This window comes from Chryseobacterium jejuense, assembly GCF_017877355.1.
Taxonomy (GTDB): Bacteria; Bacteroidota; Bacteroidia; order Flavobacteriales; family Weeksellaceae; genus Chryseobacterium; species Chryseobacterium jejuense_A.
Genome location: NZ_JAGIPR010000008.1, coordinates 129,398 through 153,154 on the forward strand (window position 1 = coordinate 129,398; position 23,757 = coordinate 153,154).

The window sequence follows — 23,757 nt, forward strand, 5'->3', positions numbered from 1 at the left end:
ATTTTTTATGAAACAAAGAACACCTGTTGTTGTAAACATCTTGATAATAATCGGACTTTTAATAGTTTTTTATTATTTGTTTGTGCAGAGCTACGCGTTCCTAGCTTCGCCTTACTTCTGGGGAACTGTTGTTATTGGTAGTATCCTTGCCTTTATCCACAGTGCTATTGGAGACTTGATTGAAAACAACAAATTCAAAAAATTATCTCCGGAAGAGAAAGCGGCTTATTTAGCTGAAAAGAAAATTCCTTTCTTCAAAAGAATGTATGAAGCGGCCTTCAAAAAGCAATCTGATACAGAAGAAAAAGATATCCTTATTGACCATGGATTCGATGGAATCATGGAGTTGGATAACCAATTACCAAAATGGTGGGTAGGTTTATTCTACTTTGGGACTGCTTTTTGTATTGTATATATTGCAGCATATTCATTTACAGATTTTGCTCACCCGTTAAGCGAGTATGAAAAAGAATATAAAGAGCAATTGGCAAGCATTGCAGCTTATGAAGCGAGCCAGCCGCCTGTAACTATTGAAACTGCTAAATATTCAGCAGATAACATTGCAGAAGGTAAAGAATTATTCAAAACAAACTGTGCATCTTGTCACAAAGAAGATGGTAGTGGAGGTATCGGTCCAAACTTAACGGATAATCACTGGATCAACATGCCAGAGAAGACGTTATTCAAAAACGTATTCCATATGGACTGGAATGGTTCTCCTACTAACCCTGCGATGAGAGCATTCGGTAAAAACGGAGAAGTTTCTGGAGCTGAAATTGAAAAGATTGCAGCGTATGTATATCACATCAACCAGGAATTACCACCAGTAACTCCGGCTCAAGGAGGAGCTGCTCCTCAAGGAACTGAAGCACACTGGGAAAAAGAATAATCTAAAAAATTAGAAACATATGAAAAAAACATAATTTGTTATTACCTTAAAAATAGTAACGAATTATGTTTTTTCTTTTTTAAATATATTACAATATGTCAGACATAGAAGAAATAGAAGTACGAGGCGGACAGGGACAGGTTCTGGACCCTGAAACTTACAGAGATTCTATAGGGACAATGGAGCAATCCGGTAAAAGAAGATGGGTATTTCCACGAAAACCAAAAGGAAAATACACTAACTATAGAAACATTGTAAGCTATCTATTACTAATTATTTATTTTTCATTACCATTCATCAAAATCAATGGTAATCCATTATTGTTATTCAATGTGATAGACAGAGAGTTTTTCATTTTTGGACAACCTTTCTATCCACAGGACTTTTTTATCCTTACTTTAGGTGCCATCGCATCATTAATCTTTATTATCGTTTTTACGATTGCATTCGGAAGAATTTTCTGCGGGTGGATTTGCCCTCAGACAATTTTTATGGAATCTATCTTCCGTAAAATCGAATATCTGATTGAAGGTGATCGAAACAAGCAAATGAAGCTGGACAGACAGGAATGGAACAGTGAGAAGATCTGGAAAAGAACTTTAAAATGGTCTGTTTACATTGTTATTTCATTAATCATTACTCACTTTATGTTCATGTATATTGTGGGCTATGAAGAAGTATTCAAGATTGTGTCTGAAGGGCCATTTGCGCATCCTACCAATTTTATAGTAATGATTCTCCTTACCGCAGCATTTTACTTTGTATTTGCATGGTTCAGAGAACAAGTATGTACATTGGTTTGTCCATATGGTAGACTTCAGGGCGTATTAATTGATAAAGATACCATCAATGTCTTCTATGACTTCAAAAGAGGGGAAGGAAGATCAAAATGGAGAAAGGGAGAAGATCGAAAAGCTGCAGGTAAAGGAGATTGTATTGATTGTCATCAGTGTGTAGTGGTATGTCCTACCGGAATTGATATTAGAGACGGACAACAGTTGGAATGTATCAACTGTACAGCATGTATTGATGCCTGCGATGAAGTCATGGAAAAAGTAGGCCTTCCGAAAGGTCTCATCAGATATGCTTCTGAAAATGAAATTGAAAAAGAAATTCCATTCAAGTTTACCGGAAGAATGAAAGGATTCAGTATCTTCTTATTCCTTTTGGTAGGATTCTTAGGGTATCTGCTTTACAGCCGTGGAGAAATGGAAGCTAAATTCATTAAACCGGCAGGAAGTACATTCTTTGTGAAAGAAGGAAAAATTATCAATACCTATAATTATACCTTCCTGAATAAAACCAATGAGAAGAAAATGGTTACCATCAAGGTAATTGCACCTGCTCATGGAGAGATTACTTATAGTGCTTCAAGTAAAATTCCTGTAGACAGGGATAAAATATCCAAAGGAACAATTAATATCAGCTTCCCGGAAGATGAAATGAAGCTTTCTAAACAGAACATCACAATCGGAGTTTATGACATGAAAGGTAAGCTTATCGATTCTTATCAAACTTATTTTGAAGGACCATTCAAATTACAATTTTAATTAGACAAAATGAAGAACTTTAGTTGGGGACACGGTGTTGTAATTGCATTATTAGCATTTATTATTTTCATATTATCCATGTTGTTTCTTTTCCCGAACGGGCAAAAAAACTCTGAAATGGTAACAGATAATTATTACGAAGAGGAATTGCAGTACCAGGATGTAATTGATTCTAAGAAAAGAGCTGACGAACTGCAGGAAAAACCTGTATTCAGCCAAGACACCAATGGAATTAAAATCACTTTTCCAAAGGATTATACTCATTCAAACACAACGGTAAAATTTGTTTTAAACAGAACCGACGACCAGAATTTAGATATCAAAAAATCTGTAGAACTTGATGCCAACAACACTTTCATTATCCCTGCACAGGTATTGAAAATGGGTAACTATACCTTAAGACTGAGCTGGACAAAAGATAAAACAGACTATAGAATGGATTATGATGTGATATGGAAATAGGACTTATTGTATCGGCTATTGCCTTAGGCTTTGCTTCCGGTTTTCACTGTATCGGAATGTGTGGGCCTATTGCTTTATCGATGGGATTAACCAAGAAACAGGCGGCTAATTTTTATCTTCAAAATCTTACCTATCAGTTCGGAAGAATTTTTACCTATTCATTATTAGGTGCACTTCTTGGAATTATAGGGCAAGGATTTGAGATGGCTGGTTTTCAGAAATACCTGACCATCACTGCCGGCGTTCTGCTTATTATTATGGCTGTATTCTCATTTGGCGGAAAAGATTTTGCTTCAAAGATTCCTTTTCTGTCCAAATTTTTATACTCTGTTAAATCTAATTTAGGGCGCTTGCTCCAAAAGGCAGATTACCGTTCAAGATTTACAACCGGAATTCTTAATGGATTCTTACCATGCGGAATGGTTTATATGGCCCTTACAGCAAGTCTAGCTGGCGGAGGAATATGGCAGGGAGCCTTATATATGGCTTTATTTGGTTTGGGAACCCTTCCATTCATGTTTGCCATCGTTCTGGCCGGAAATCTTATGAATCAGGCTTTCAGAACAAAGGTTTTAAAGGCAGTTCCTATCATTATGATTATTCTGGGTGGACTTTTTATTCTCAGAGGTTTAGAACTTGGTATTCCTTATGTTTCTCCAAAAGCCGAATCTATGACTATTTCAAAAGATCCTAACGGGGCTGTTAACTGCCATTAATTAAAACTTACCATATACCCATGAAAAAAACGATTGTCTTATTTCTAATAGGCTTATTTATGCTGCACTCCTGTAGTATTAATTCTGAAATAGTTTATCATACAGATAAGGCTCTTACTTGTATAACAGATATCGATACAAAAGAATTTATGGCTGAAATGATGGCCATGACCCCCGATTCATTAAAACAAAAGGAATTTGGAGAATTGGATAAACTTCCAACCACCTGGACAAATATGTATGATCTGGCGAAACACGAAGGAAAGCTGAAAACTGAAAATCAGGATTCCATCAAGATCATGAAAAAAGTGTTTGTAAAATCCATAAAAGAGGCCAATAAACCAGCTGGTTTCTCTTTTAAAATGGAACATTTTACTCCAGAAGATCATCAGTCTTTAAAAAGCTTTACTAAGACAGAAAAATTACCTTTAGATCAGAATGTCTATAACAATTGGGATGGAAAAACGCTGACTATAGATACGGACAATTTCAATCTTAAAGCTCTTGAGGCAGCGATCAAAGCCAAAAGTTCAAAAGAAGAATCAGAAAAAATGGAAGGTATGATGATGATGTTTTTCAAAAATATTGGTAGTACTTTAAGATTTGATAACAAAATAAAATCCATTTCAGGCTCACATGACTGGCTAAAACAGGTTGACGACCATTCAGTAAGGATAGAATACGATATAAAAACTCTGTACGACAAGGATTCAAAATTTAAAAATGCTGATAAAAAAATTGTTATTGTCACCGAATAAAAAATATATCCCACCGAATTCCGGTGGGATATTTATTAAAACATGTCTTGGCATCATCTGAAGTGAAGTATTAATTTCAAGCCATTGGTAATCCAATAAAGCTTTCAGACAGCAAAACTTTAACCTACATCAAACATTAAGGATATTTAATGGCATCCGTAAGTTCAATAGGATTATTCTTCATTTTTATATCTTTCTGTTTAAGTTCTGTAAGTTGATTAAAATTGGGAGTTACCTGCCTTCCAGATTCATCTACCACCTTTACTACAGCCTTTCCGGCTTTAAGTTCTTTATAAGGATCATTATAGTAATCCAGGTAAGCTTTGGTTAACTGTTTTCTGGTAACAGGAATAGTTTCTGATATTGTATTCACTGCTCCAACATTTTTCTTGAGCTCAGTCATTGTAAAAATATAATTATTGCCAGAGTCTCTCATATCTACAATCAAACCAGGCAAAGAATTAAAGATATACGGTCCTTCCTGAAAAGGAATGTCTTTCGCAAACCATGCTTCCCAATTTCTCCCCTTATAATTCAGGATCGCTTTCTGGCAATTGACATCATGTATTTTTTTAACTTCTTCAGTAATCTTCCAATCAAATATAGCTGCATCTTCTTTTAACGAATACTTATCCAGACCTACTGCATAATATTTCTCAGTTTTATTATCCTTTTTGTTTTTGAACACCATAAAATCATAATCAGCCGCCTTCTTTCTAATCTCATTGGTCCCTAGTGAATCAATATGATATAAATTGTAGGAATAAAATTTAGAAACATCATCTTTTACATCCAAAATCATCTTTTTTTTAATTGCTCCATCCTTAGTGGAGTCTATTTTATAAGCCATCTGATAATATACCCTGTATGTCTGTGCTTGTAAAAAAGAGATGGATATCAAAACAATTAAAAAGTTTAAAATATTTTTTTTCATGTGCATTAATTAAGAGGTTCAATATAACCTTCCCATAGAGAATGATTAATATCAAAGAACATGGTGTTAATTTCTCTATTAAACCATTTATAATCCGGGTCTTTAGAATAGCCTGGATTATTGACTGCTACAAATCGAATAACTCCTCCTTTTACAGTTTTATAGAAGTCATAGACCTGAAATTTATCGAAATTGTACCGGGAAAAAACTTGATTTTCATCTTCTTTATGTTTAACTGTAGTATACAATTTTTTTACGTCTTCAATGTTCATATCTTTATAAAAAAAACCTAAAATATTTGAAAACGTAGGCTGATTGGTATACATAAACAGAAATTGTTCACCTTTCTTTTTAGGAAGCTTGTAATGCAGTAGTTTGTGCATTTCAGAATTTTTAAAAAAGATATACTGTTTATCTATTTTTTTAAACCGATAATCTGCATAAGTATAGAATGGTATATTTTGTTTTCCGCCATCAAAGGTTAAAACAAATTTATCATACATGTCCGGATGATCGGTCTCCACTTTTTGCTGTCCATTGAAATAATAATAATTTTTACAGCTCATAAGTGATAACAGAGAGAATATTGCTATTATTTTAATTAGACCATTCATTAGTATAGGGATTATAGTTACAATTTACAAAATACGTTTTCTTTTCATGATCATATTCTGGAATAAAATTAGCAGTACATGCATATTTCAGTTCACATTTTCTGCATGGCATAATTTTATCTCTTTTTAGATTCCATACCTCAGAAAGGAGAAATAAATTATTTTCTATTTCTGAATCTAAAATATTGCCATACTCTTTCAAGTCAATAGAATTGAGCTGCAACATCCCATTTGCATTCACAAAAACTGTTTTATACAATCCCAGATTAGCATTTCTACCCGTAAGAAAAGCCCTATGGTTTATTGATATTGTATTGATACCTGCTTTAGGAAGTAGGAAGTCCTGTTCGCTATGTTTTAAAAAGTATAAATTAACTTTATAGATTTCTATGCTTTCCGAATAAGGTGAGTTATAGAAATATAGGTTTGTAAGCCTTTGCTCCTTAATTGAATTTGGATTAAAATCTTTTTGATAAGGTAATGATATTGAAAGATTAACAACACTGCTATGCTTAAGAACATGAATAAGTTCCAATATTTTTTCCTTATCAGTTTCCAGAGGCCAATGAAGATGCAGGCGCTTTACTCCTAAATATTCAATTCTTTCCAAAATCATTTTGAAATTATTTACTACGAAATCAGACACTACCAGTGTCATATATTCAATTTTAGAAGTATCATCATTAAAGCATTTGTTAGAAAGTTTTGGAAAGTGATCTTCTGAAGAAAAGAAAACAAATTCTTTTTCAATAAGAAGTTCCAAATATTCCCATGCTATTTCATTATCTCCCCATTCATCTAAAATACTTTGAACGGGCTTCTTATTGATATAGCTGATAAAATCAATTAAAGAATTAGGAACCAACTCAATATCATCTCTCTGCAAATCATAAATAGCTCCTCTTGCAGAACCTTTAACCGGCATGCAGCATGAAAACAGAAATAGTTTTTTATTACGATTATGGCTTAGGCGGGTTAATTCCATCTTTAAAAGTTCTTAAACACAATATTTCTGATTGATACTTCTTAGCTTCAATTTTTCTGAGTAAGGGTTCATGAGTAGAAGATTTTGTGCCAGTTTCTACCACTTGTGAAAAAATCGGAGGTAATAGTTTTTTCTTTGCTGGGTTAATTTCTTGAAGAAGAGTTTTTTCCATGATTCATTTTCTTTAATAACAAAGCCATTTCATAGTGTAAATTATAATTACAGCGGTAGGATGTCATTCTAAACTGTCCAAAAGGATTTACTTCTAAAAAGTAATATTCTCCGTCACTTCCTTTTATAATATCTATTGATCCTGTTTGTAAATTCAGTGCTTTCATTAGCTTTGTAACTTTACGGTCAAGATCTTTGGGCATCTGATAACGGATAAACCGATTGGGTTTCTCTTGGTTATAATTCCTGAAATCAACAGATGTTTTAGAGTCATTTTGAGAAAATATTGCCATCGAATAATTTTTCCCTTTAAGATGGAAGACTCTTAGTTCATATTCCTTAATAATCTGTTCCTGAAATAATCCCGGAAAAAAAGACTCTGTAGGAGTATTATATTCCAACGTCATTACAGGAAAATTCTTATTTTTATAATTAATCATCTTTCCATCGTTTACAGACTTAGTAATCCATAATCGATCTTCTTGCTCAAATTGATTGGTAATGATTGTAAAAGGAATTTTAAGCCCCGCTATTTCAGCTTTTGTAAGCATTTCTATCTTACTTAAACCCACAACAGATGTATAATGATTAACCCATTTCTTATTCCTTAAAGCAAAAAGGATTATGTTCAAAACCCCTGAATATTCTGAATATAGATATTGTAGCATGTCTAAAGAAAGATCTTCTTCAAACATTTCCTTATACTTATCAAAATTTCCCCATTTGCGATACCATACAGTTGTTATCTCTGAAACATCTATTTTGCCGAAAAATTCATTTTGAATGATTAACTGCCCATGAGAGTTCACCGCATAATACATCTGTGTTTTTCCATTAAACAGATCTATATCATTTAAACGGATATACGGCTCACCCATATTATTTAGGTGTTCTATAACAACATTCGTATCATCATCCCATGAAGTAGATAAAATTAAAATCATAATAAAAAAAGGGTTGATTCTTATTTCTGAAACAACCCTGATAAGTTTTTTAAATTAACATCCGTCAGATGCACCAGAAGGTATTACAACACTTTCAAGTACGTAAGGGTCATTCGCAGTTCCTGAACCACTGCATACTCCTTCAGGAAGCAACTTTCTTAATCCTCCGTGGATTAGTTTCAGACTACCTGTTTCAAGGACTTTCCCATTTTTTAATGATTTTAATTTTTTCATAGTAATTAATTTTGTTTTGGTCCTACTCTATAAGCTTTTCGGATTTCGCTTATGACGAATATATAAAAATCATAACTCTCCACAAAAGGAATAATAATGAAATTTCATATTTTTTATTATGTTAATAACCTTTTCTTAAAAAAAACAGAATAAAAATATCAAAAAAGTATTAAAAAATAAAAATCCCCTCTCATTACTGAAAGGGGATCTATTTATATAAAAAATTTCTTCTAGTTGATGATATCGAATCTCGCGTATTCAGCAATCTTCTTAGGAAGTTTAATTCCTTCTGCGGTTTGATTGTTCTCCAATAACGCGGCCATAATTCTTGGCAACGCCATCGCAGATCCGTTCAGGGTGTGAACCAGCTGAGATTTACCATCTGCTTTGTAACGGCACTTCAGTCTGTTAGCCTGGAATGTCTCAAAATTTGAAACAGAACTCACTTCTAACCACATTTCCTGTGCAGCACTCCATACTTCGAAGTCATATGTCATTGCAGATGCAAAACCTGTATCTCCACCACAAAGTCTTAATACTCTGAATGGAAGCTCAAGATCTGTAAGAATTTCCTTGATATGTTCTACCATTTCTTCCAATACAGCATAAGAGTTTTCAGGTTTTTCAATTCTTACAATTTCTACTTTTTCAAACTGATGAAGACGGTTCAGACCTCTTACATGAGCTCCGTAGCTTCCTGCTTCTCTTCTGTAGCATTGTGAGAAAGCCGTATTTTTAATCGGAAGATCTTTTTCATCCAGTAATACATCACGATAAAGGTTTGTTACAGGAACTTCAGCTGTAGGAATCAGATATAATTTATCTTCGTTGATATAATACATCTGCCCTTCTTTATCAGGCAGCTGTCCTGTTCCAAAACCAGAAGCTTCATTCACTACGTGAGGCGGGTTTACTTCTGTATACCCTTTCTCTACGTTTTTATCTAGGAAATACTGAACTAAAGCTCTTTGCAGTCTTGCTCCTTTTCCTAAATAAACAGGGAAACCTGCTCCAGCGATTTTTACTCCTAATTCAAAATCGATAAGGTTATATTTTTTTGCCAGCTCCCAGTGAGGAATGGCTCCTTCACCAAGACCTTCTACCGTATGAGACTGGAAAATAATTTCATTGTCATCAGCAGAAGCGCCGCTTTTTACCAATTCATTTGGAATGTTTGGAAGCTGATACAGAATATTTAATAATTCAGTTTCTTTTACTTCCAGCTGGGATTTCAATTCTGAACTCGACTCTTTATACTGTGCTGTTTTAGATTTTGCCGATTCCGCTTCTTCTTTCTTTCCTTCCTTCATTAAAAGTCCAATTTCCTTGGAGATTTTATTGATCTCGGAAAGCTGGGAATCTAATTCAAATTGGATTCTTTTTCTTTCATCGTCAGTAGCAATAGCTTCGTCTACCAACTCAAGATTCTTGAATTGTCTCTTTTGAAGACCTTCTAAAACGCGTTCTTTGTTGTCGCGTAAAAAATTGACTTGTAACATTTTATTTAGATGTTAAATATTAAATTCAGCCTAATATAAGCTAATAATTTTACAAATTTAAAACTATTTTGTGATAGTCACGTTATTTATCGAATTAGGGGTACCCGCATCTTTTGAAAATACAGATTTATTATTGTATAAAACTTCAGAAACCTGGAATACTTCCGGTGTGTTCCTATAACGGATTTCAAGAATATCTTTAACTGACTGAGTCGTATTATTAACAGTCTTGTTTAAGGTAAGTTCCATTCTCGAATAATAAGTGGTACCGGCAGAATCAAATTTCTTTCTTTGGGCTCCACCAACATATTCTATATAAAAAACAGAATCCTGTCTCATTCTCAGAGGAATAGAGGTAACAGGAGAGATATCTTTAGCTCCCAACATATCATTTACTGAAAAACTTGTAAAAGATCCACTCTTTTTAGCATTCAATAAATCCGGATTGGTATCAGACTTCATATAGATATTCAGGATCTGATCAATTCTTTGTAAAGAATCGTCATCACTTCCACAGCTGATAACCACACCGCTTAATAATAAAATATAAAGAAAGATATTTTTCATTCCAGCAAAGATAAAAAGATTTTGTTATTAAGGCAGTTTCCTTAAGTAGGAAAAGAAAAAAAACAGAAAACCCAACCCTGAAATAAGCAGTGTTGCGGTCATTGCAATTCCCATCCCAATAGCACCATAAGCAGGAACCAATAGATAGGCAAGCACCGCCAAAAATATAAGAGAACCACTGCTGAGCCATGTATTAATCTCAACCTTCCCTACTGCAGGTAAAAGGTTTCCATACAAATTTCTGGTTAGCATTCCTAATGTAAAGCCCACTGATAAAATCATAAATAGTGTCGTGTTCTCTACATAAGCGTCTCCAAAAAAGAGAATAATAATGTACTTTTTAAATAGATAAAAGAAAAGCAGGATGCCCAGGCAAATGGGAATGAAAAATTTATTAAAATTCACCACATAGGACTGCAGGAACTTCTTATCCTTAAAATTCTTTGAAAGAACCGGGAAGTCACTCTGTAAAAAACTGGTCGCTAAAAATATGATATTAGAAGGAATCAGGATAGCTGTTCTGTAATTGGCAACAGCATTCTCATTCATCATAAATCCAAGTAACAGGATATCCAACGAATACAGAGCATCAGATGTAAGTGATGTAAGTGCTGTAAAAATTCCATATCTCCACATTTCTTTATAATTCTTAAGCTTAAATGCCTCATGAGAATAAATATCTTTCTTTAGCCATAGTAAAGATAAATACGGTGCAATACTGATGGCGATAAGATAACCGTAAAATTTAAAGAAGTAAGTAAGAACTAAAATCAACAATAATCCGCCGATATTTACAACATTATTGATTCTCGCGAATATCTGATTACTCCCCATAATTCTATAAAAAACCTGAATATGATTGAGGAAATAAAACCCTCCAAGCCTTACAGCACAGGCAATAAAAATAATGAATATATCTTCATACTTATGAAAATAGAAGATAGAAGCACTCAGAAACAGGATAATAAGGATCAGCTCGAAAAGAATTCCTTTGAAAAAAAAGTAAGATGAGATTTTTAATTTCTCTTCTTTATCGGATGAAATAGATCCGAAACGCATTAAACTCTGGCTGCTTCCAAAACCAGTAAACGGAGCAAAAATAGTGAGAACAGAAAGAACAATACTTAAAATCCCAAACTCGTTTTCAGGCAACATCCTGATAATCAATAAAGATCCTAGAAAACTACTGATTTTAGCAATAAGAAACGAAAAGAAAACATGATGTCCACTATTACTGAAAAAATTTCTTAAAAAATCTCTCAGGCTTTTCACAGGATACTATTTTTAGAAATAACTTCATCATAAACTGCTGTAAACTGTTCGGCTATAGCCTTTCGGGAATATTTATCAACACAAAAATTCCTGATTTCTATTTCACTTTTAAAGACATATTCCTGTTGGCAAACTTTCTCCAAAATATGGTAAAGCTGATCAGTATTATCTTTTTCAACTCCAATTCCTAAGCCTTTTATGATAAATTCTGCGGCTCCTCCCACCATGGTTGAGATCACAGGCTTTCCACACGCATAGGATTCCAGAATGACACATCCCTGAGTTTCATTTTCACTGAATAAGATAAAATAATCTGAGTTTTGCATTTTTTCAGCAACTTCAGCATAACTTATGGCGCCAAAAACGTGTATATATTCTTCTGCAGATAGGCTTCTAACTAATGCCAGTAAAGATTCAGAATCTCCATCTCCTCCTATTTCCAAACTTACCTGATATCCGTTTTTGCGTAACAAATGGACAGCATTAATGATATCTTTAGGTCTTTTACGGGGAATCAAACTTGATACATGAAGAAACTTTATCTGTTCTGAATCCTTATTTTTAGGCCTAATGGTAAAAATATCAGTATCTACCACATTCGAAATAACTTTCATTGGTGTGGTGATTCCCAGGTGTGTCAGGCTGTCTTTTAGGTTGTAGCTAACCGGTAAAATATATCCGGCGTGTTTTGCAATATATTTTGCAATACGTTTAATATTACCTGATGTTTCGGACAGATTCTGCTTCTGTAAAGCTGTCCAGTGCTCTGTAACTACAAATGGAATTTTAAATTTCTTTTTCAGATAAACAGCAAACAACATATTGTTATGCAATACATTAGCATGAACAAGATCCGGCATATTCAGTTTAGCAAACCCATTTAAATAGGCTCTCATTCTTCTTAAAAAGTTCTGAACCGGATTTTTTGAGTTTTTATAATAAATGATTAAGGTTCTGATATCATTAATCATTCTGTCATCATAAACATATAGCTCTTCCTGCTCAAAATTACCAATAGCATGCAGTATTTCAACATCACATGATAATGAAACGGCTTCCGCGTGCCGTTGCACAAAATTGCCATTGGTAGGCTCTAATCTGTTAGGAAACCATGACGAGATGAAGAGTATCTTTTTTCTTTTCAAAATGTTATTAAGTTGTATCTGTGTTTGGCTATTAATGCAAACAACATCGCTGCAAACAATGGTTAAAGGTAATAAATTTCCCTCTTTTATCCGAACTGTTCAGAATATCAAAATATCTATACTTCCGGGCATAAAAAAAGGACGAAATATATCATCCTTATGTTATTGTTGATTATAAAATACTTAACTGATACCTCCAGCCCAGCTTTTCTCCAATGGAAGAAGAAAATGGCTTAAAAAATCAAGATAGGTATTTTTAGAAAAGTCAAAAACTTCAATATCTTTAGACAATTCACCATTTCTTAATTTGTTCTTGAAATCAAGAAGTTTTAATGTTTTCACTTCTCCGTTTTCTACAAAGCTGGCTTTCATTCTGTCAAATAATCCCAACTGATACTCTTCATCAATTTCTCTCATCACCTTTCCTAAAGCATCAATACTGCATCCTGATGCCATTTCTTTCTCTTCATCAACACATACAATAATGAATTGATTTTTTTCAATTTTAAATGATGAAGAAAGTGGCTTTCCATGAGCAGCCCAAGTGGCCAGGAAATCAAATAGTCTTTCCGTGATGGCCTTTGCTTCTTTAGTTTCAAATGGTCTTGAAGCCGGATATATAATGACTCTGTAGTCGTTTGTTTCTACAACGTTTGATTCTTCAATTTTCATATCTAATCAATTTAGAGGATAAAATTACGATTTTTTATTCAGACAGAATGTGACTTATATCCTATAACTGTATTCTTCCCTGTTAAAGACATTCAAATACGGCATTGTAAGAGTTCTCATTCCTACTCAATACTTTTGTCTGGGAATAGCCCTTATCAAGCAGTAAACGAATTAGTTCCTCTTCACTGTGATCTGAGTTTTTCAACGCAATATTGTTTATTTCTATGATAATTTTAGGTTGATAATGAGCAAGAATTTCCTGCATTCCTTGTAATGCTGAAAACTCACCGCCTTCAATATCTATTTTAATAAGATCAATCTTTGTAATCTGTTGATTTTTCACATATTCATCCAGAATAATACTTTTTACCTTCTCTTTTGCAGTGAAATTCTTAAGATAAGACGAAGCCATTCCTACATTCCCATAACTTTCGTTGTATAAAATTTCAATATAATCATTGTTATCCGAAACAGCCAGATGCTCCAGAATCACATTGTTGAAATGATTAATAGAAAGATGCTGAAAGAATTTTTCATAATTAGGTTTAAAGGCTTCAAAAGCATACACTCTGCCCTCTTTTCCAACAATTGTAGATGCATTTAATGAAAATATGCCAATATTTCCTCCTACATCTATGAAGGTATCTCCATCCTTCAAAACAGAATACACATAGTCTATCTCATTCTTTTCATAATCTCCTATAAAATAAAGCTGCTGTTGAATCCAATCACCGAGATCTAAATTAAGTTGTATAGAATCTCTATAAACAATATTTTTCTGTACTCCATCAAAAAGATGGTATGGATTGAAAATATACTTGTGAAAAGTAAAATATTTTTGTCTGAAAAAAGGGATGCTTAAAATAATTTTAAAAAATGAAGCTAGAAGACTTCTCATACTAGTTTTATCTGTCTGCAATATACAGCATTTTGAATAAAAAAACCGGGATTGTTTTTGAAGTTTATAATTCGATATTATACATTTGCTTTTACAATAAATAGTAACCAATAATAACTTCAACTCCTTTTCTTAAAGATAAAATTACGCAATTTTTGAGAGTCTAGAATTATTATATTTTTGACTCAATACATAAAGAATCATAATAAAAATAGGGAAGATAAACGGAAAGAAAAGTCTTAAGTCTGCCGATTGCGGAAAGAAAAAGAATTTGATGTACACATTCCCAAGAAAAAGAACCGAAATCATTCTTACCCAAGCCTCTTTCGACATCCAAAAAATCAAGCCTATCATGACAGAAACGGCAAGAGTTACTTTTTTAAAAGCAATAACTTTACTGTAAACAACCTGTAAATAAGTAGATAAGCTTACATGGGCCGGCTGGGCCGAGATGATAGGTCTTCTATGAATAAATGAGTCATAAAAAAGGTCTATCCAACCCGGATAATTATAAAATCTCATGATGAATACATACATTGATAAGATCACAATGCCTTGTACCATAAGAACAATATCAATTTTCTTTTCTGTAAAGTACTCAAATAAAAAAACGGCACCAAGGTAGGTTAAGGCAAATGTAATATAGTCAGGACGGGTAAAGGTCATGATCAGAAGAAGTAAGAACATACTCCATTGTCCCCATTTTTTTATGAGTCCTATCACAAACATTAATATAAACAGAAAAATAAACATATCCGGAGTAGACTCTCCTGACATAAAAGTAATTGTAGGCATAAGCATAATCCCAACTGTTAAAAGGGCTGCAAGAATATACTTTTCCGGAAAAAGGATTCTTAAGATATAGAAGATTAATAATCCTGAAATAAAGTAAGAAATAAGACTGGTAAACAACACAGACATTGGTGGTGAAAGCCCCAGCTTATAAAAAAGGGTAATCACAAGGACATACCCTATTTTTATCTGAAAATAAGGTAACTGTTCTGTGAAAGACTGTGTATTTTTTGCAAAATATTGTCTGGTTATGACCCAGGGTTTAATCCCTATAAGGTTGTTGTACTGCTCTGCAGAAGCCTCTTTTTTTATAGATGAGTATGTAAGTTCACGAACTTTATCCGGTGAATCCGGAAGCTCAGTTGTGAACATACTCCCCAGGTATCCCGGCATATCCCAATCATATACTCTGTTGTTATAATTCCGATAGGTCAGAAACGCTAGTATGGATATTATGAACAAAAGGGATATACCCCATTTAACCTTCATACAACAATATTACAGTCTGGTGACTGGTAAGATTATAGATCGTCTGCTTCAGCAAGAAGCTCAACGATATCTTTTACTGCAACTTCAGTATTTTTGTTGAAATGTTTTACCCCATCTGTCATCATCGTATTACAGAACGGACATCCGGTCGCAATCACTTTAGGTTCAAAAGATAAAGCTTCTTCAGTTCTTTCAATATTGATGTCTTTATTTCCTTTTTCAGGCTCTTTAAACATCTGTGCACCACCAGCTCCACAACAAAGACCATTTGTTCTGCAACGCTTCATCTCTACAAGCTCTGCATCAAGCTTTTCAAGTAAGATTCTTGGTGCTTCATATTCATCATTTGCACGTCCAAGATAACAAGGATCATGGAAGGTAATCTTTTTACCTTTGAATGCTCCGCCTTCAATTTTAAGCCTTCCTTCTTCCATTAAGGTTTTAAGGAATTGAGTGTGATGAACTACTTCAAAGTGACCTCCAAGGCTTGGGTATTCATTTTTAAGGGTATTGAAACAGTGTGGGCATGCTGTTACAATTTTTTTCACTTCGTAAGCATTCAGAACTTCAATATTGGTAAGGGCCATCATCTGGAAAACGAATTCATTTCCGGCTCTTTTCGCAGGATCTCCGGTACAGCTTTCTTCCTGTCCCAGCACTGCAAATTCCACCCCTATTTTATTCAATATCTTGCAAAATGCTTTTGTAATTTTTTTGGCACGGTCGTCAAAACTGCCCGCACATCCAACCCAAAATAAAACTTCCGGTGATTTTCCTTCGGCAGCATATTCTGCCATTGTTTTTATATTGAAATCCATTTCTTTTAAATTAAATAATGTAACAATCTAGCAATATATCAATGTAACAATCTATTGGTCAATTTTTAAATTGATACATTGGTACATTTATTAATCATTGGCCCAGTTAAGGCGGTCTGCCTGGTTATACTGCCAAGGAGCAGCATTGTTCTCCACATTGGTCATCATCAGATTCAGTTCCTGTGGAGCAGCTGACTGTTCCATTACCAGGAATCTTCTCATTTCGAAGATAATAGAAAGCGGATCTAACAATACCGGACAAGCCTCGGTACATGCATTACATGTAGTACAAGCCCAAAGTTCTTCCTTAGTGATATAGTCGTTCAACAGCTTTTTGCCGTCGTCTACAAATTTTCCGTTTTTATCAATGTTTCTTCCTACTTCTTCCAATCTGTCTCTTGTCTTCATTAAGATCAATCTCGGAGACAGTTTTTTACCTGTAATATTAGCAGGACAAACAGAAGTACAACGTCCACATTCTGTACAGGAATAGGCATTAAGCAATTGTACCTGATTAAGATCAAAGATATCCTCCGCTCCAAATTTAGAAGGGGCATCTGCTTCAGCTCCTTCTGCCGGCGCAGCATATGGGTCTGCATTAGGATCCATCATCAACTTGATTTCTTTTGTTACAGATTCAAGATTATTGAATTTTCCTTTTTTATCAAGATTAGCATACCAAGTACTTGGGAAAGCTAAAATAATGTGTAAATGCTTTGAATAATACAGATAATTCATGAAGAACAGAATTCCTACAAAGTGGAACCACCAGGCTCCTTTTTCTGTAAAATGTAAAAATCCGTCCCCAAAACCACTGAAAATAGGGCCTAAGATCGTAGAACTAATCGGGAAACTTCCCAATGCAGGCATTACCCCTCTTTGCTGTAGCACCCAATCAGCAGCGTTCATTTTAAAGAAAGCCATCATTAAAGCAAATTCAATGATAAGAATCCAATTGGCATCCTGTTTTGGCCATCCGAAAAGTTCTTTCATGGTTAATCTCTTCACTCCATAGAAGTTTCTTCTGATGAAAAACACCACCACTCCTATCACAACAAGAAGAGCAAGAATTTCTAATGTTGCTGTAAAGAAACTGTAGAATCCGTTTCCGAAAACTGAGGCCAGGAAACGATGTGTCCCAAACAGTCCATCAACAATAATTTCAATAAGTTCTATATTGATAATAACAAAACCAACATACACGAAAAGGTGTAAAATCCCAGCAACAGGACGTTTCACCATCTTACTCTGCCCCATAGCTACTCTAGCCATGGTACTCCAGCGTTCAGATTTTCTATCGTTTCTGTTGATCTCGTGACCAAGTCTGACATTTCTATAGATCTTTAGCAGGCTTTTGGCAAACAGTCCAAATCCGGCCACTAATAAAATCAGGAAAATAATGTTATCGATGTACTGCATAAGGCGTATTAGTCTTTATTGTTTTTACCGAAAACTGAGAAATTGATATATCTCTTAGGGTTCGCTTTCATATCTTCAATCAATGAATTCAAGTTAGAAGATGCTGAATTCAGGTTGTTGTATAATTTATCATCCTTCATCAGCTTTCCTAAGCTTCCCTCTCCTTTGTCTATTCCGCCAATCACCTGATTCAGTTTTCCTACAGTAGCATCAAGGTTGGCAATTGTTGCATTCAATTGCTTTGTATCAATGCTTTGTGCAAGATTTCCGTATTTATCCAAGGTTGTCTTGCCACTTTGCATGGTAAGGCTTGCATCGTCCAATACTTTCTGTAGTTTAGGATCATTATGACCTACAAGGCTGTTTACACTTCCTGCAGTGGTTTCCAATGCTCCTACTGTCTTATTAAGGTTGGATAATAATGCTTTGATTTCTGCTCTGTTCTGAGCATCTACAAGCTGGTTGGCATTCGCCATTAAAGAGTCTACTCTATGTAAAACAACCTGTAACTGGTCTTTTACCGGACCTACCTGAGAAGATAAACTTCCCATCATTCCAAGTTTGAAAGCCCCTTTCAGAGTGTCTCCATCTTTTGCTGTAACTCCACCATAAACCAGATTTACTCTCATTTCTTTACCGGACATTAATCCCGGTTCGAAAATCTCCAGTGATGAGTTTTTTGAAAATTCGAATTTGTTATCAACTGTAATTTTTACCACAAAACTGATTTTACCATCCTTTGCTGTCTGAGGAATGATCTTATCAACCTGGCCTACTTTAAGACCATTAATAGAGACTGCTGAAGATTGCGCGAGGCCTTCTACATTGTCATATTTTGCATAAAAGATATTGTCGGTAGTAAAAAGGCTCTTTCCTTTCATAAATTGAAACAACACCACAAAGCCTACGATAGCTAGAAGTGCAATCACACCCGCTTTTAATTCTTTACTGAACTTCACTTGCTAATTTTTTTCTAATAAGCAAATATAATACATTTTAAATAAATCTTTTCCTTTATTATTCTGCGTTAAATACAAAAAAAGCGACAAAAAAATTGTCGCTTTTATATTGATAAATATGAACCTCTTATTGTTGCTGATTTCCCAGCTTGTTCCAGATCTCGATTCTGTAGTCCTGGATATCTGCGTTATCCTGAAGACTCTTCAACCAAGCCTGTCCGAACATTCCTGCATTTCTCTGAGAAATAGACTCTGTAAATTGCTTAACATCACCTGGCTGTTTGTTTACAGTCTCTGATTTTTTAATCAGTACATAAACACCTGTTCCACCTTCAACCGGGTTAGAAAGTTTACCTTTTGCAACACCAAAGGCTGCACCGGCAACTTTAGGCTCCATAGCTCCATTAACTGAAGGGTTTAATAGGTTCACCTGAGCGGTTTGTTTCGTAGTAGCAAACAATGCAGCAATCTGATCTAAACCTGAAGCTTTCGCTCCTGCAATTTTATCAGAAATTTGTTTTGCAGCTAATTTGTTTTTAACTATCACTTCAATCTGATCTCTTACAGATTCAGGATCAGCAAGACCAGCGTCTTGTTTTCCGTTCATGAATACAACAATTTTGTCTCCTGTTCCTTCTACATTGAATAATTCTGTATCTCCTTTAGATCTTTTCTTATCAAAAGCCCAAGTAAGGATCTCACCGTCTTTTTCAGTACCTAATCCCTGAAGTTGTCCTTCGAATCTCTTCGCTGTTTTAGGGTTAGTGAACTGGAAGTTTCCTTTCTTAGCAATGTTCACGAAATCGTTGAAAGATTTCCCTTGAACCTGCTGAATGAATTTTCTAGCGTTTTTATCTGTTTCAGCTTCTGTAGCATCTGAAGGCTTGATTTCTTTTACAAGATTGGCCACCTTATACCCCATTGATCCAGATTTTTTATCTTCGATATTGATAATGTGGTAACCAAACTGAGTTTCCACAACCCCTGTTGCTCCTTTAGGATTGTTTGCAAGATAAGTAAGGAACTCTGGAACGAAAGGCGTTTCCGGAGTTGTCCAACCAAGGCTACCTCCTTGTGCAGCAGAGTTTGGATCATTTGAAAGCTTAAGGAACTCTGTAAATTTAGCAGGTGTTGCTTTTACGATAGCTCCAATAGAGTCTGCTAATTTCTTAGCTTGCTCTTTAGATCTTGCTACTCCTTCTCCTGCAGGGCTTCCTTTGAAAGCAATCAGAATATGTCTTGACAATGTAGAATCTGAAGTCTTCTTACCTACAAGCTTAGAAACTACGTAGAAATTTTGTTCTTTATATGGACCAAATGTCTGTCCTACCGCAGCTGTTGCGATCTGACCTTGTATAGTAGCAGGCAATTGTGCAGGCTTAACATACTGAGGATTGAAAGGTGAATCTGAGTTTGCCATTACAAACATAGAATCATTCTTTGTATTCTGGAAGTTTTCAGCACCTCCACTAGCATCTGTACCTCCTGAGTATAATTTTGTAATTTCCTTTAAAGCGGCTGCATCATCTGCTGCACTTGGCTTAGAAGGGAAAAACACAATACCTAAGTTTCTGCTAGGCTCAGCTTTGAACATTACCGGGTGCTGCTTGATGTAGTTCGCAAGATCTTCTGTAGTAACATTGATCTTTGTTTTTTGAAGGTAAGCTGCATAGTCTACCTTTACAAAGTCGATGTCAGCAAGCTGATCTCTTTCTTTCATCAATTCTTCAGCTTCTTTCTTACCGGTAGTAATTCCTGCTGAAATATTGGTAAACACTTGTCTCGCCATCAGTCTGTACTCAATTGATTTTCTAGTTTTCAACCATTGAGCATATCCCTGAGGGTTAGTGTTCTGTAATGTTTCAATTTCTTTTTTAAGCTCTTGAGTTTTAAAGTTCCCTTTCTCATCAAAAAACTGTTGATTTTGAGCGAACATCTGATCGTACTGGATTTGATTCCAGAAATAATCATCAGTCATTTCAAAGCCCAATTTCTCAAACTGTTGCTTGATAAGTTTAGATTGAACAAGTAACTGCCAAGCCTGCTCTTCAAGACCATTCTTTGGACGACCTTGTTGTTCAGCCTGTTGCTGCAGCACGAAAAGTTGATCATTGAACTCTTCGCGGGTGATTTTCTCACCGTTTACTTTTCCTAAAACGTCAGGATTCTTACCAAAAACCTTGTCGATACTATCTGGGTTCACCAAGAACGCCAAAAGCGCTAAGGCTATTACTCCCATTAAAAGCCAAGGCTTACTCCTAATCTGTCCTAAAATTGCCATTTTATAAATTATAGTTTTTATATCAGTTTGCGAAAATACACATTTTTAAGAAATTAGAGAAGCAGAAGTTCTTTATTTTCATTTTAATTCCTAAAGATTATCTAAAAAAGGAAATTTTGACCATATTTTTTAGCAAAAAACAAATGGCATAAGTATTGTGCATTCTAGTACATTATAATATAGCACACGTTTTCAGGGCTTATTATAAAAAATCCATTTAACGATTAAAAACGAAAATGACAATTTGTCATTCGATCCATTATGACAGAATTTGAAGATATAAGTTTAGAAGAAATGATCAGCGACGGTTTTGATATCGTCACTGAAGAAATCAATCTTTCCGACTTTGGGGAGACTGAAAAAAATTCCGAACAGAAAATATTCCCAATACTTCCGGTAAGAAATATGGTCATGTTCCCGAATGTGGTAATTCCTATTACTGCAGGAAGAAAAACATCTATACAACTCCTTGAGGAAGCGCAGAAAAACGGAGATTTCATCGGAATTGTAAGCCAGAAGAATTCTGATCTTGAGCAACCTACCGAAAAGGACATCTATACAACCGGTACATTAGCAAAGATTATTAAGATTATAAAACTTCCTGAAGGTAACATTACTGCTATCACCAAAGGTTTCCATAGATTTAAAATCAAAAAAATTGTTGAAAACCAACCTTATTTCAGAGCCGAAATAACCAAACTAAAGGACAGTAAACCTAAAAATCAGGAAGAATACGAAGCATTACTGGAAAACATTAAAGATCTCGCTTTAAAAATTATTGAGCTGGATCCTAATATTCCTAATGCTGCTAATTTTGCGATCAAAAACATCAACAACAATGATGATCTGCTGAACTTCATCTGTACCAATGCCAGCTTCCCGTCTTTAGAAAAGCAAAGACTGCTTGAAGAAAAAAGCATGATGGAAAGAGCTAATAAATGCTATGAAATGATGCATGAGGACTTCAGAAAACTGGAATTGAGAAGTCAGATCCATCAGAAAACCTCAAAAGATCTTGATAAACAGCAAAGAGAATATTTCCTGAACCAACAGATCAGAACAATCCAGGAAGAATTGGGCGGTGGACCTGAAAGCGATGTAGCAGATCTTATTGCTAAGGCGAAAACAAAGAAATGGAACCAGGAAGTTGAGGATCATTTCCAAAAGGAAATCGGAAGATTACAAAGACAGAATCCTAATTCTCCGGACTACAATGTACAGAGAAATTATCTGGATTTCTTCACAGATCTTCCATGGGAAACTTACACCAAAGATATTTTTGATATTGCTAAGGCTGAAAAAGTGTTAGATAAAGCCCATTTCGGACTTGAAGATATTAAGAAAAGAATTCTGGAACACATGGCTGTTTTAAAATTAAAAAACAACATGAAGTCTCCTATCCTATTATTGGTAGGGCCTCCGGGAGTAGGTAAAACTTCCCTGGGAAAATCTATTGCGGATGCTTTAGGCAGAAAATACGTAAGACTATCTTTAGGAGGTCTTCATGATGAAAGTGAAATCCGTGGACACAGAAAGACTTATATTGGTGCGATGGCCGGAAGAATTCTTCAGTCTATTAAAAAGGCTGGAACTTCTAATCCGGTAATTGTTTTGGATGAGATTGATAAAATTGCGCAGGGACTTCACGGAGACCCAAGTTCTGCACTTTTAGAAGTGCTTGATCCTGAACAAAATAAATCTTTCTATGACAACTTCCTTGAAATGGGATATGATCTGTCGAAAGTAATGTTTATTGCCACAGCAAACTCGCTTTCAACCATTCAGACTCCGCTTTTGGACAGAACAGAAATTATTCAGATTGCAGGATATACTCTTGAAGAAAAAATTGAGATTGCTAAGAGACACTTAATCAAAAAACAGCAGGAAGAGAACGGTTTGGATACCAAATCTTTCAAACTTGGAAATGCTGAACTTAAACATATTATTGAGGCACATACTTCTGAAAGCGGTGTAAGAACCCTAGAGAAAAGAATTGCTTCTGTTGCAAGATGGGTAGCATTACAAACTGCTTTGGTAAAAGAGTATGATCCAAAGATTTCATTGGAAAAAGTAGATGAAATTCTTGGAGTTCCAAGACCAAGAAGTTTATCTGAAATTACAGATGCCCCAGGTGTAGTAACAGGTCTTGCCTGGACAAGCGTAGGTGGTGATATTTTATATATTGAAAGCATTTTAAGCAATGGAAAAGGAGCTTTAACCATGACCGGAAATCTGGGAACTGTTATGAAAGAATCCGCTACTATTGCATTGGAATATATTAAGGCTAAACATAATGAATTAGGGATTGCTCAGGAAGATCTGGACAAGAAAAACATCCACGTTCACGTTCCTGAAGGAGCTACTCCTAAAGACGGACCTTCTGCCGGTATTGCCATGTTGACTTCAATGGTTTCTTCTTTTAAAAATAAAAAGATCAAACCTCACCTTGCGATGACAGGAGAGATTACTTTAAGAGGAAAAGTACTTCCTGTAGGAGGAATTAAGGAAAAACTTCTTGCTGCAACCAGAGCGGGAGTAAAAGATGTTATTCTTTGTGAGGCCAATAGAAAAGATGTAGAAGAAATTAAGAAGGATTATTTAAAAAATCTGAAAGTACACTACGTCAACAGAATGGAAGAGGTCATAGACATCGCCATTGAAAAATAAAAACAACTTATTTACATATTAA

The 23,757-nt window shown here is 34.9% G+C and carries 23 protein-coding genes; 6 read left to right on the forward strand and 17 right to left on the reverse strand.

The features are described 5' to 3' along the window. Positions 1-7 precede the first annotated feature (7 nt). The 5 genes from J2772_RS16765 (at position 8) to J2772_RS16785 (ending at position 4,375) form a co-directional block, all read left to right on the forward strand. Complete coding sequence (locus J2772_RS16765) at positions 8-889, forward strand: cbb3-type cytochrome c oxidase N-terminal domain-containing protein (protein WP_209918716.1); 882 nt, start codon at positions 8-10, stop codon at positions 887-889. 95 nt (positions 890-984) lie between these two features. Then, positions 985-2,439, forward strand: coding sequence for a cytochrome c oxidase accessory protein CcoG (ccoG, locus tag J2772_RS16770; protein ID WP_045501415.1), 1,455 nt, complete (start codon positions 985-987; stop codon positions 2,437-2,439). 9 nt (positions 2,440-2,448) lie between these two features. Continuing rightward, entirely contained in the window at positions 2,449-2,901 is a 453-nt protein-coding gene (locus tag J2772_RS16775) for a FixH family protein (protein WP_209918718.1), read from the forward strand. Continuing rightward, positions 2,892-3,617 carry a sulfite exporter TauE/SafE family protein gene (locus J2772_RS16780; protein ID WP_045501417.1) on the forward strand — a complete coding sequence of 242 codons (726 nt, stop codon included), beginning with the start codon at positions 2,892-2,894 and terminating at the stop codon, positions 3,615-3,617. The genes J2772_RS16775 and J2772_RS16780 overlap by 10 nt, the downstream gene beginning before the upstream one ends. Positions 3,618-3,637: 20 nt before the next feature. Further along, positions 3,638-4,375 (forward strand): hypothetical protein, encoded by a 738-nt coding sequence (locus J2772_RS16785; protein WP_209918720.1) that lies wholly within the window; start codon positions 3,638-3,640, stop codon positions 4,373-4,375. 136 nt (positions 4,376-4,511) lie between these two features. Here the strand turns inward: J2772_RS16785 and J2772_RS16790 are convergent, their stop codons facing one another. The 17 genes from J2772_RS16790 to J2772_RS16870 form a co-directional block, all read right to left on the reverse strand. Further along, positions 4,512-5,309 (reverse strand): GLPGLI family protein, encoded by a 798-nt coding sequence (locus tag J2772_RS16790; RefSeq protein WP_209918722.1) that lies wholly within the window; start codon positions 5,307-5,309, stop codon positions 4,512-4,514. Between the two features lie 5 nt (positions 5,310-5,314). Next, complete coding sequence (locus J2772_RS16795; protein ID WP_209918724.1) at positions 5,315-5,923, reverse strand: hypothetical protein; 609 nt, start codon at positions 5,921-5,923, stop codon at positions 5,315-5,317. Further along, positions 5,907-6,908 carry a hypothetical protein gene (locus tag J2772_RS16800; protein ID WP_209918726.1) on the reverse strand — a complete coding sequence of 334 codons (1,002 nt, stop codon included), beginning with the start codon at positions 6,906-6,908 and terminating at the stop codon, positions 5,907-5,909. Before J2772_RS16800 ends, J2772_RS16795 begins: the two co-directional genes overlap by 17 nt. Continuing rightward, positions 6,883-7,080, reverse strand: a complete 198-nt coding sequence (locus tag J2772_RS16805; protein WP_209918728.1) for a hypothetical protein — start codon at positions 7,078-7,080, stop codon at positions 6,883-6,885. The genes J2772_RS16800 and J2772_RS16805 overlap by 26 nt, the downstream gene beginning before the upstream one ends. Continuing rightward, on the reverse strand, positions 7,052-8,023 hold the full coding sequence (gene gwsG, locus J2772_RS16810; protein ID WP_209918730.1) for a grasp-with-spasm system ATP-grasp peptide maturase: 972 nt from the start codon (positions 8,021-8,023) through the stop codon (positions 7,052-7,054). The genes J2772_RS16805 and gwsG overlap by 29 nt, the downstream gene beginning before the upstream one ends. 54 nt (positions 8,024-8,077) lie before the next feature. Next, the gene (locus J2772_RS16815) at positions 8,078-8,257 is read right to left on the reverse strand and encodes a hypothetical protein (protein WP_209918732.1); all 180 of its coding nucleotides are present in this window, start codon (positions 8,255-8,257) and stop codon (positions 8,078-8,080) included. A gap of 230 nt (positions 8,258-8,487) precedes the next feature. After that, positions 8,488-9,756: a serine--tRNA ligase gene (gene serS, locus J2772_RS16820; protein ID WP_209918734.1), complete on the reverse strand. Its 1,269-nt coding sequence runs from the start codon at positions 9,754-9,756 to the stop codon at positions 8,488-8,490. A 63-nt stretch (positions 9,757-9,819) separates the two neighbouring features. Further along, positions 9,820-10,323, reverse strand: a complete 504-nt coding sequence (locus J2772_RS16825) for a hypothetical protein (RefSeq protein WP_209918735.1) — start codon at positions 10,321-10,323, stop codon at positions 9,820-9,822. A gap of 27 nt (positions 10,324-10,350) precedes the next feature. Further along, positions 10,351-11,595 carry an oligosaccharide flippase family protein gene (locus J2772_RS16830; RefSeq protein WP_209918737.1) on the reverse strand — a complete coding sequence of 415 codons (1,245 nt, stop codon included), beginning with the start codon at positions 11,593-11,595 and terminating at the stop codon, positions 10,351-10,353. Continuing rightward, positions 11,592-12,740: a glycosyltransferase gene (locus J2772_RS16835; protein WP_209918740.1), complete on the reverse strand. Its 1,149-nt coding sequence runs from the start codon at positions 12,738-12,740 to the stop codon at positions 11,592-11,594. Before J2772_RS16835 ends, J2772_RS16830 begins: the two co-directional genes overlap by 4 nt. Positions 12,741-12,923: 183 nt before the next feature. Beyond that, positions 12,924-13,412 (reverse strand): hypothetical protein, encoded by a 489-nt coding sequence (locus tag J2772_RS16840; RefSeq protein ID WP_209918742.1) that lies wholly within the window; start codon positions 13,410-13,412, stop codon positions 12,924-12,926. 82 nt (positions 13,413-13,494) lie between these two features. Then, positions 13,495-14,310 (reverse strand): FkbM family methyltransferase, encoded by an 816-nt coding sequence (locus J2772_RS16845; protein ID WP_209918743.1) that lies wholly within the window; start codon positions 14,308-14,310, stop codon positions 13,495-13,497. A 144-nt stretch (positions 14,311-14,454) separates the two neighbouring features. After that, entirely contained in the window at positions 14,455-15,591 is a 1,137-nt protein-coding gene (locus tag J2772_RS16850; RefSeq protein WP_209918745.1) for a hypothetical protein, read from the reverse strand. A 32-nt stretch (positions 15,592-15,623) separates the two neighbouring features. Continuing rightward, complete coding sequence (locus tag J2772_RS16855) at positions 15,624-16,409, reverse strand: (Fe-S)-binding protein (protein ID WP_045501437.1); 786 nt, start codon at positions 16,407-16,409, stop codon at positions 15,624-15,626. Positions 16,410-16,499: 90 nt separating this feature from the next. After that, complete coding sequence (locus J2772_RS16860) at positions 16,500-17,828, reverse strand: (Fe-S)-binding protein (protein WP_209918747.1); 1,329 nt, start codon at positions 17,826-17,828, stop codon at positions 16,500-16,502. 8 nt (positions 17,829-17,836) lie between these two features. Next, positions 17,837-18,787 (reverse strand): MlaD family protein, encoded by a 951-nt coding sequence (locus J2772_RS16865; protein WP_209918749.1) that lies wholly within the window; start codon positions 18,785-18,787, stop codon positions 17,837-17,839. 127 nt (positions 18,788-18,914) lie between these two features. Next, positions 18,915-21,068, reverse strand: coding sequence for a peptidylprolyl isomerase (locus J2772_RS16870; RefSeq protein ID WP_209918751.1), 2,154 nt, complete (start codon positions 21,066-21,068; stop codon positions 18,915-18,917). Positions 21,069-21,329: 261 nt separating this feature from the next. On the opposite strand from J2772_RS16870, the gene lon reads away from it, so the two are divergent. Then, the gene (lon, locus tag J2772_RS16875; protein WP_209918753.1) at positions 21,330-23,735 is read left to right on the forward strand and encodes an endopeptidase La; all 2,406 of its coding nucleotides are present in this window, start codon (positions 21,330-21,332) and stop codon (positions 23,733-23,735) included. Positions 23,736-23,757: the final 22 nt, after the last annotated feature.